At 70.6% G+C, this 9,541-nt stretch carries 8 protein-coding genes, 1 tRNA gene and 1 pseudogene; 8 read left to right on the forward strand and 2 right to left on the reverse strand.

Annotated elements, in window-relative coordinates; translation table 11 throughout:
- The 7 genes and pseudogenes from CA984_RS46735 to CA984_RS39605 form a co-directional block, all read left to right on the forward strand.
- Positions 1-556, forward strand: a pseudogene (locus CA984_RS46735) (hypothetical protein); the annotation flags it as partial.
- Between the two features lie 122 nt (positions 557-678).
- On the forward strand, positions 679-2,385 hold the full coding sequence (locus CA984_RS39580; RefSeq protein ID WP_278249095.1) for a serine/threonine-protein kinase: 1,707 nt from the start codon (positions 679-681) through the stop codon (positions 2,383-2,385).
- Between the two features lie 20 nt (positions 2,386-2,405).
- Positions 2,406-3,806, forward strand: a complete 1,401-nt coding sequence (locus tag CA984_RS39585; protein ID WP_086578499.1) for a protein kinase family protein — start codon at positions 2,406-2,408, stop codon at positions 3,804-3,806.
- 58 nt (positions 3,807-3,864) lie between these two features.
- Complete coding sequence (locus tag CA984_RS47480; RefSeq protein ID WP_086578500.1) at positions 3,865-5,022, forward strand: DUF2510 domain-containing protein; 1,158 nt, start codon at positions 3,865-3,867, stop codon at positions 5,020-5,022.
- A 22-nt stretch (positions 5,023-5,044) separates the two neighbouring features.
- A complete protein-coding gene (orn, locus tag CA984_RS39595; protein WP_086578501.1) occupies positions 5,045-5,647 on the forward strand; it encodes an oligoribonuclease in 603 nt (200 codons plus the stop codon).
- A gap of 75 nt (positions 5,648-5,722) precedes the next feature.
- Positions 5,723-5,798, forward strand: a tRNA-His gene (locus tag CA984_RS39600).
- A 156-nt stretch (positions 5,799-5,954) separates the two neighbouring features.
- Positions 5,955-6,209 carry a helix-turn-helix domain-containing protein gene (locus CA984_RS39605; protein WP_031167083.1) on the forward strand — a complete coding sequence of 85 codons (255 nt, stop codon included), beginning with the start codon at positions 5,955-5,957 and terminating at the stop codon, positions 6,207-6,209.
- A gap of 16 nt (positions 6,210-6,225) precedes the next feature.
- Here CA984_RS39605 and lat read toward each other — a convergent pair whose 3' ends face one another.
- Both lat and CA984_RS39615 read right to left on the reverse strand, forming a co-directional pair.
- Complete coding sequence (lat, locus tag CA984_RS39610) at positions 6,226-7,527, reverse strand: L-lysine 6-transaminase (protein ID WP_086578502.1); 1,302 nt, start codon at positions 7,525-7,527, stop codon at positions 6,226-6,228.
- A 144-nt stretch (positions 7,528-7,671) separates the two neighbouring features.
- Positions 7,672-8,229 (reverse strand): HdeD family acid-resistance protein, encoded by a 558-nt coding sequence (locus CA984_RS39615; RefSeq protein WP_086578503.1) that lies wholly within the window; start codon positions 8,227-8,229, stop codon positions 7,672-7,674.
- Positions 8,230-8,343: 114 nt separating this feature from the next.
- Between CA984_RS39615 and CA984_RS39620 the strand changes: the two genes are divergently transcribed.
- The coding region (locus tag CA984_RS39620; protein WP_086578504.1) for a M20 metallopeptidase family protein at positions 8,344-9,541 on the forward strand (1,198 nt) is incomplete at its 3' end.

The raw sequence follows: 9,541 nt of genomic DNA on the forward strand, positions 1-9,541 counted from the left end.
CACACCCACACCCACCCCGCCCGCGCCGGAGGTGCGGCGGGTGGAGATGCTGCGGGCCGGCGTCAACGCGCGTGGTGCGGCCGTGGCCTCGATCGCGGTGGACACCGGTGATCCCCGGCAGGTGCGCCTCCGGGTGGTCTTCCGGGTGGGCCAGGCGGCCCGGCAGGTGACCGTGCCGCTGTCCGGAGAGACGAGCTACACGCGGACGGTCAGGTTCGCCTTCCCGAGGGTGCCCTGCGGGTCGGCCTGGAGCGTGACGGCGACGAGTGCCCCGCCGGGCGGCGCCGCCCGCGCGAGCGGCAGAACCGCCCCGTGTCCCGAGCCGACGCCCGGCCCGACACGGACCCCCAGGCCGACGGAGACCCCCAGCCCGACGGCCACGGAGGAGGAGCCCGGACCGGGCCGGGAGCCGGAGGAGCCGTCGGAGACCGTCGAGCCGCCCCCCGGGACGACCCGGACCGTCCGGCCCGCCCCTCCTCCGGACTCCGCTCCGGGAGAGAACCCCGATCCGTCCACGGAGAGCGCCGAGGGGCCGGCCCCATCGGACGATCACTGATCATTCCGACTGCATTAGACCGTTTAGCGATTGATGAGCAGAAGTTGATGATCTATCGCTAAGCTACGGTCCGTCTGTTATGGGTGGGGGCCCAGACATCTGAGGAGACCGTTATGTACGGCATGCCATCAGCCTGGCGAGTCCCCGGTTATACCGAGATTCGCGAGTTGGGTGCGGGCGCCGCCGGGCGCGTGGTGATGGCACGGCATGACGCCGATGACATCCTGGTAGCGATCAAATACCTGTCCGACGAGCTCAGGAGCGACGTCGGGTTCGTGGCGCGGTTCCGGCACGAGGCACGGGTGCTCAACACCCTGGACAGCCCCCATGCCGTCCGGCTGTACGACTACGTCGAGACCGGCGAGGGCGCGGCCATCGTCATGGAGCTGGTGGACGGCGTCGCCCTGCGCGCGATCCTCCGCTCGGAGGGACCGACCGGCCCCGAGGCCGCGCTGCTCGTGCTCAAGGGCGCCCTCCTCGGGCTGGCGACCGCGCACACGGCGGGCATCGTGCACCGCGACTTCAAGCCAGAGAACGTGATGGTCGAGGCCGACGGCACGAGCAGGCTCGTCGACTTCGGCATCGCGGTCCGCTCCGGCGACGGGGACACCCCCGCGGGCACGCCGCCCTACATGGCCCCCGAGCAGTGGACCGGCTCCCCGGCGGGCCCGTCCACCGACGTCTACGCCGCCACCATCGTGTTCTTCGAGTGCCTGACGGGCACCCGGCCCTTCCGCGCGACGAACATCGCCGCGCTGGCCAGGCAGCACCAGGCCATGCCCCCGCCCGTCGAGGAGGTGCCGTCGGCGCTGCAGGGGCTGATCGAGCGGGGCATGGCCAAGCATCCGGCGGACCGGCCGCCGACCGCCACCGCCTTCCTCACCGAGCTGGAGGCGGTCGCCGCCGACGCCTACGGGCCCGACTGGCAGGAGCGCGGCCGCCGCCGCCTGGCCGGCCTCATCGGGATCATGGCCTCGCTGCTCCCTCTGGAGATGCAGAAGCCCGAGACCAGCACCTCCCTGGCCGAGACGGAGATCGGCGGGCGCGCCACCAGGTCCACGATCAGCAAAACGTCCATGCTGGGCAAGACGGGCGCCAAGGTCCTGATCGGCATCGGGTGCATCGCGGTGATCAGCGGCGTGAGCGCGGTGCTGGTCAACTCGGGCGACAGCGCCCCGATCCGGGCGGGCTCGGTCACCACGCAGACCCCGACGGCCTCCTCGGAGCCGGTGGAGTCGGTCATCCCGGCCGAAGAGACCGACGAGCCCACCGGGGAACCGTCGCAGGAGCCGTCGGCGGAGCCCACCGCCACGCCGACGCGGACCACGAGCCCCACCGCCGGGCCGCCGACGGCCGCGCCCACCAGGAAGCAGACCGCGACGCCCAAGCCGTCGCCGTCGCGTACCAGGAAGCCGACGAGGAAGCCGACCACGTCGTCCTCGCCGACTCCCTCGGCCGAGGAGAGCTCCACTCTCGACGGCGCGAACGATCCTCCGTCGAAGAGCCCGTCGCCGAAGCCGACCCCCACCCAGACGACGCGGCCCACCCAGACGACCAGGCCCACGCAGACGACGCGACCCACCCAGACGACCACGGCCTCCCCCTCCGACACGCCGACCACCACCACCGAACCGACGCCGACGGGGAGCAGCGGCGGCGGGCAGACCCCCACCGACGGGGGGTCACCGAGCCTGACCTCCTCGCCCGCGCCTCCGATCGAGACGGTCCCCTCGGCGCTCCTCGCCTTCGGGCTGGTGACGAGTGGCGCGGTCCCGTTCACACTTGCGGTGAAGCGCGAAATGACAGGACGGCACCGGAGGCGGCGGTAGATGGCGAGACGGGAACCATCGTGAACACCGACCGGGGAGGTCTGGCCGGATTCCGGCTGACCCACCGGACCTGGACCGACGAGCTGGGAACCTGGTCGTCGGCGGTCGCCGCCGACGGCCGGCCGGCGGGCGCGCTCAGCTTCGACCCACGGCTGATCGGCGATCCCGCGACACGTGAACGCCTGGTCGGCGCCGTGGTCGCCGACCGAAGGCTGACCCAGGCCGGCGTGACCGGGCTGGTCCCGATCGCCGACCTGATCGCGGCGCAGGGCGAGGTCTGGCTGCTCACCGCGGAGCCGGTCAACCCGACCGTGGCCGACCTGCTGCCCGAGACGCCCGGCGTCCCCCGGCCCGACGCGGGCAGCGCGGCCCGCGTCCTGGTGGAGATCGCGCAGACGCTGCTGGCGGTACACGCCGCCGGGCTCGCCCACGGGGCCCTGCACCCCGGCACCGTGGTGATCGCCGCGGACGGTTCCGCGCGGCTCGCCGAGCGCGGACTGGCCGACGCGATATACGGCCGTCCCCCCTCCCCGGAACGTGATGTCGCGGCCTGGTCCTCGCTCGCCAGGGGCCTGGCGGCGAGCTGGGCCGCGTCCTCGCCGGGGGCGGCCGGGCTGTTCGAACGGGCGGCGACGACGGCCTCCACGCACGGACTCGCCCCGGCCCGCGACGCCCTGCTCGCCGGGCGCGACCTGCTGCCGCCGGGGTCCGACACCCGGGACAGGCTGCTGGAGACCCTGCACCTGTGGACGGCACACGACGCACGGGCCCGGGACGGACGGCAGGCGCCGGCACCGGCACCGGCGTTGCCCGCTCCGGACGAGGGCGACATCGTCACGCTGCTGCACGTGCCGAGGAGCGGCGAGAGCCGTACCGAGGACGTGGTGATGCGATTCGGTCCCGGCGTGCCCGTGGAGACCACCGCCGCCCAGCTCTGGCGGGCCGGCCGGGACCAGCAGCAGACCGAGCCCCCCTCCGACAGGCTCCGGGTGCTGGGCGCCCCGGCCAGGCGGCGGCGTCGCCGTACGGCCGTCTCCTCGGTGATCCTCGCGCTGATGGTCGTGGCCGCCCTGGTGGCCTGGCTGCTCCGCTCCTCGGCGGTCCCGCTGGCGGTGACGGAGCTGGACGTGGTCGCGCCGAAGAAGACACAGGGGTGCGGCGCGACCGTCAAGATCAAGGGTCTGCTCACCACCAACGGCTCGGCCGGAGAGATCCGCTACCAGTGGAAGCGGAGCGACCGGGAGGAGACGATCGAGCAGACCGACACCGTGGCGTCCGGGAAGACCACGCACGAGGTGATCCTCCAGTGGTCGGTCAAGGGGGAGGGGAGCTTCAAGGGAACGGCGACTCTCCGGCTGCTCTCTCCCCTGTCTGACGGCAAGAAGCTCCAGGACAAGGCGTCTTTTAACTTTAAATGTTGATAAGTGACCATCAAGGTCCACAATGCACGGCAAACCGGTTCTTACTACTCTGGCGGCCATGACCACGCAGACCCCCTCCGGCTGGTATCCCGATCCCTACGGTTCACCACAGTTGCGATGGTGGGACGGCAACCAGTGGACCGACGCCACCCACCCGGCGGACGCCCTCGCCGGACAGGCCGCGCACCAGACGTCGCAGACCGGGCCGTCACCCCAGCAGGCCGGGCCGCCGCCCGGGGGGACGGGCCCGTGGAACCGGCAGGCGGGGGCGCCGTCCGGGGCCACGGGGCCCTGGAACCAGCCCTCCACCCCGCCCCAGGGACCGGGGACACCCCAGGGACCGGGGACGCCCCAGGGGGAGCAGCCGCAGTGGGGTTCCGCTCCCCCGCACGGGACCACGATGCAGATGCCCGTGGGCGGGTACGGCCTCCCTGCCGGGGCGCCCCCGCGCCGGAGCAGCCCCTGGCCGTGGATCCTGGGCGGCGGCGGCGTGGTGATCGCGATCATCGGGGTCGTGGTCGCCGCCATGTTCCTGTTCGATCCCAGGGGCCGGCTGATCGCCGGCGACCCCACCCCCGCCCCGGAGGTGACGGTGCAGGAGCCGACCTTCCAGCCCACGCCCGATCCGCCGGCTTCGCCGTCCCCCGGGCAGCCGGACGGCTCCACCCCCCTGCCGCAGCCCGAGGGCGGGCGTCTCAAGGACCCCGTGACCGGCCTGTCCTACGAATTCCCGGGGGCCCCGTGGAGGGTGCCCGAGAGCATCGGCGGCGGCCCGCTCGAGTTCCTGTGGTCCAGCGCGGCCCTGGCGATCTCCCAGGAGAACTACGACGGCCAGGGCAACAACTGGAGCGGCAACATCTTCGTCGGCGAGCTTCCCGACAAGTTCGGCTACGACGGGGTCCCGAGCATGCGGGCGGTCGCCGCGACACTGCTGCACGCGACCGAGCAGAGCTTCTACAGCCCCGGCCACGGGCGGAAGATCGTGCAGGACAAGGCCATCAAGGTGGACGGCAAGGACGCGTGGCTGCTCATGTTCGACCTGGACTTCTCCAAGGAGTCCAAGGCCAACGGCTGGAAATGGAAGAAGGAGCGGGGCGCCTTCGTGATCGTGGACCGGGGAACGGGCGCGCGTCCGGGGCTGGTGTACGTGTCCGTGCCCGACAACCTGGACGTCTCAGTGGTCGGCCGAGTGCTCGACTCGCTCAAGCTCTCCTGAAGGGAGTACTACCCTGAAGGCTATGAGTGACCTGCTGGTCTGGATCGACTGTGAGATGACCGGGCTCGACCTCGGCCGGGACGCGCTTGTCGAGGTGGCCTGCGTGGTCACCGACGGTGAGCTGAACCAGCTTGACGAGGGCGTGGACGTGGTCATCAAGCCTCCGCCCGAGGCACTGGAGCAGATGTCGGAGGTGGTCCGGGAGATGCACACCGCCTCCGGCCTGCTGGAGGTGCTGGGCGGCGGTGTCACGCTGGCCGAGGCCGAGGCCCTGGTGCTCGAATACATCAAGAGCCACATCCCGGAGCCGAAGAAGGCGCCGCTGTGCGGCAACTCCATCTCCACCGACCGCTCGTTCATCGCGCGCGACATGCCGGCCGTGGACACGTTCCTGCACTACCGCATGATCGACGTGTCCTCGGTGAAGGAGCTCGCCCGCCGGTGGTACCCACGGGTCTACTTCGCCTCGCCCGAGAAGCAGGGCGGTCATCGGGCTCTGGCCGACATCACCGAGAGCATCCGTGAGCTGCGTTACTACCGCGCGGCGGTCTTCGTGGCCCAGCCGGGCCCGGACTCCGCCACCGCCCGCAAGCTGGCCGAGGGCGTCTCCACCGGCGTCACCTGATCCGCCGCCGGAAACCTGGTGCGAAACGACTCCCAGAAACCGCTACACTTTTCATGTGCTGCTGCGGCGGACATGGTGGGCGTAGCTCAGTTGGCAGAGCGCTAGGTTGTGGTCCTAGATGCCGGGGGTTCAAGTCCCCTCGCTCACCCCAGAAGAACGGCCGGTCCTACGGGACCGGCCGTTCTGTTTTTCCTCACTTTCGACTTACCCACCAAAAATGGATATTGCGGGTTATGCTCGCTGCTATCGCTACGCCGTAAGACCGGGGGTTTCGGCGACCTGACCGTGTTGCTGCCGCGGAGGCCGTATGAGAGTCGACGATGCCCCGTTCGACGCACAGCCCAGAGTCGAGACGGGCCTGAGCAGGCGCGAGACCGAGGTCATGGAGTTGATCGCCACGGGTCGCTCCAACGGGCAGATAGCCCAGCACCTTTTTCTCAGCGAGAAGACCGTGAAGAACCACGTGAACCGGATCTACGCCAAGCTCGGCGTGGACTCACGGGTGACCGCGATCGGCCTCTGGCTGGAACGGGCCACCCGTGAGGACCCTCCGCGCCTGTGAGGCGGAGGGGACGTCTCTAGGCCGACAGCCGCAGGTCCCGGGAGACCGCCAGCGCCCGCCCTATGGCGGCCGCTCCCTCCTCCAGTTCCTCCGGGGTGACCGACAGGGCCGGGCGGAGCCGTACCGACCGCTCACCGCAGGGCAGGACGAGCACGCCCTCGTCGCGCCTGAGCCGGGACACCATACCGTCGCGCTCGGCCGGATCCGGTAGGTCGAAGGCGCACATGAGGCCGCGGCCCCGGACGTTCTCCACCGCTTCCGGGAACTGGGCCTGGATCTTCAGCAGCATGGTCAGGAGTCCCTGGCCGAGTTCCCCGGCACGCGAGATCAGGCCGTCGCGTTCCACGATCTCCAGCATCCGGCGGGAGCGGACCATGTCGACCAGGCCGCCGCCCCAGGTGGAGTTGATCCGGCCGCTGACCTGGAACACGTTGTCCGGCACCAGGTCGACCCTGCGTCCCGCCATGACCCCGCCGACCTGGACCTTCTTGGCGAAGGCCACCAGGTCGGGACGGAGGCCGAGCTGCTGGTGCGCCCAGGGGGTGCCCGTGATCCCGGCGCCGGTCTGCACCTCGTCCATGACGAGCAGCGCGTCGTGCTCGTGGCAGAGCTCCTGCATGGCCTGCAGGAACTCGGCCCGCATGTGGTTGTCGCCGCCCTCGCCCTGGATGGGCTCGGCGATGAAACAGGCGATGTCGTGCGGGTGGCGCTCGAAGGCCGCCCGCGCCTGGGCCAGCGCCCGTTCCTCGGCCGCCTCGACGTCGCCGAGATGGATGGCGGGCACCTCGATCCGGGGCCAGCCGAACGTCGGGAAGCGGTCGGTCTTGACCGGGTCGGTGTTGGTCAGCGAGAGGGTGTAGCCGCTGCGGCCGTGGAAGGCTCGGGTGAGGTGGAGCACTTTGGTGCCGAGCTCCGGAGAACGCCCGTTGATCTCGTTGTGTCGGCTCTTCCAGTCGAAGGCGCACTTCAGGGCGTTCTCGACGGCGAGCGCGCCGCCCTCCACGAAGAACAGGTGCGGCAGTTCGGGGTCGCCGAGGACCCGGTTGAACGTCTCGATGAAGTCGGCGAGGTGGCTGGTGTAGAGGTCGGAGTTGGCGGGCTTGTTCGCGGCGATCCTGCCGAGCAGGGCGAGGAACTCCGGGTCGTCGTCGAACGGGTTCACACCGAGTGGCGCCGAGGCGAAGAAGGTGTAGAAGTCCAGGTAGCTCCGGCCGGTGCGGGCGTCGACGAGCCGGGAGCCCCGGCTCCGTTCAAGGTCCAGCTCCAGCCGGTAGCCGTCGACGAGCAGATGACGAGCGAGACGGCCATGCACGTCCATGTCCCCTCCACAGTGAGTCGGACAGATGATTCCCCGTCAACGAGGCATCCATATGGAGACATTACGTATGTAGACCGATTTTTGTGAAGATTCTCCGGTGATTATGTGATGCTTCCCGGCGGTCGCGCGACGGGTCCGCGCTGGTCACGCGACGCGCGGACTGGTCCCCGGACCCGGCCGGCGGGCGCCGAGCGCCTTGACCTTGAAGGCCAGCCCTATCAGCGCGATGCCGTACACGATGGCCATGGTGCCGATGAGCCAGACGACGGCCAGCGCACCCGAGCCGGGCCAGACGAACAGCAGGATGCCGAACAGCACCGACAGCGCCCCGCTGACGATGAACATCCACTCCCCCTCCATGGCCTTGCGCAGCCGGATCGCCGCCACGATCTCGACGACGCCGGTGACGACGGCCCAGGCCGCGATGAGGAACAGCAGGGCGAGCGCGGTCATCCCCGGCCAGACGAAGGCCAGGATGCCGGCCAGGATGCTGATGACGCCGTAGAGGATCATCCACAGCCGGGAGCCCCCGCGCCCCGAGCTGAACAGCGCGAACACCCCGTTGACGACGGCGTAGGCGCCGAAGACGACGACCAGCGCGTAGATCGTTATCCTCGGCCAGACGATCGCCAGCAGGCCGAACAGGATCGCGCAGGCACCACGGATCAGATACACCCACCAGGTCCGAGACAGCTCTTCCATGTGCCCTCCTCGTGTGAGCGATTCCTTTCCAGAAGATCGCCAACACGAGACCGCGAATCGGTCAAATCAGGGCTATCGTGCGTTCAGGCCACACAATCGCCAGGAGGAGTGCCCGTGTCCCTTCGCGAATCCGCCGCCGACATGCAGGACGAGCTGACCCGTCTCCGCCACGCCCTGCACCGGCAGCCCGAGCTCGGCCTCGATCTGCCACGGACCCAGGAGAAGGTGCTGGCGGCGCTGACGGGCCTCCCCCTGGAGATACGGCTCGGCCAACGGCTGAGCTCGGTCACGGCCGTGCTGAGAGGCGCCCTGCCGGGCCCGACCGTGCTGCTCCGCGGCGACATGGACGCCCTGCCGGTCTCCGAGCACAGCGGCGCGGAGGTCACCTCGCAGGTGGAGGGCCGGATGCACGCGTGCGGCCACGACCTGCACACCGCCATGCTGACCGGGGCCGCGCACCTGCTCGCGGCCCGGCGGGACCGGCTCGCCGGGAACGTGATCTTCATGTTCCAGCCGGGCGAGGAGGGTCAGGGCGGCGCGAAGATCATGATTGACGAGGGTGTGCTGGACGCGGCGGGCGAGCGCCCGGTCGCGGCCTACGCCCTGCACGTGATCAGTGCGGTGCTCCCCCGGGGAGTGTTCATCACCAAAGGCGGCCCCATGATGGCCGCCGCCGACAAGCTCGTCGTGACCGTGCGGGGCGCCGGCGGCCACGGCTCGGCGCCGCACCGGGCCAAAGACCCGATCCCCGTCGCGTGCGAGATGGTCACCGCGCTGCAGACCATGGTGACGCGGGGGTTCGACGTGTTCGACCCGGTGGTCGTCACCGTCGGCAGCTTCCACGCCGGCACCGTCGACAACGTGATCCCGGAGGAGGCCCGGTTCGAGGCGACGATCCGGTCGTTCTCCAAGCCCTCCCACCGGCGGATCCAGGAGCGGGCGGTGACGCTGGTCAAGGGCATCGCGGCCGCCTACGGGCTGGACGTGCGGGCCGACTACCAGGTCAACTACCCGGTGACGGTCAACAACGGCGCCGAGGCCGAGTTCGTCGGCGCGACCGTCCGCGAGGTGTACGGCGAGCAGCGGTTCATCGAGGCCCCCCAGCCGTTCACCGGCTCGGAGGACTTCTCGTTCGTCGCCGACCAGGTGCCGTCGGCGTTCGTGGCGCTCGGCGCGTGCCCGCCGGACGCCGATCCGGGCAAGGCCGCCTACAACCACGCCCCCGGGGCGCGGTTCGACGACGCCGTGCTGCCCGACGGCGCCGCGCTCTACGCGGAGCTGGCGGTGCGCCGTCTCGGCCTCGTCCCCGGCC

This window comes from Streptosporangium minutum, from assembly GCF_002149035.1.
In the GTDB taxonomy this organism is placed as follows: Bacteria; Actinomycetota; Actinomycetes; order Streptosporangiales; family Streptosporangiaceae; genus Streptosporangium; species Streptosporangium minutum.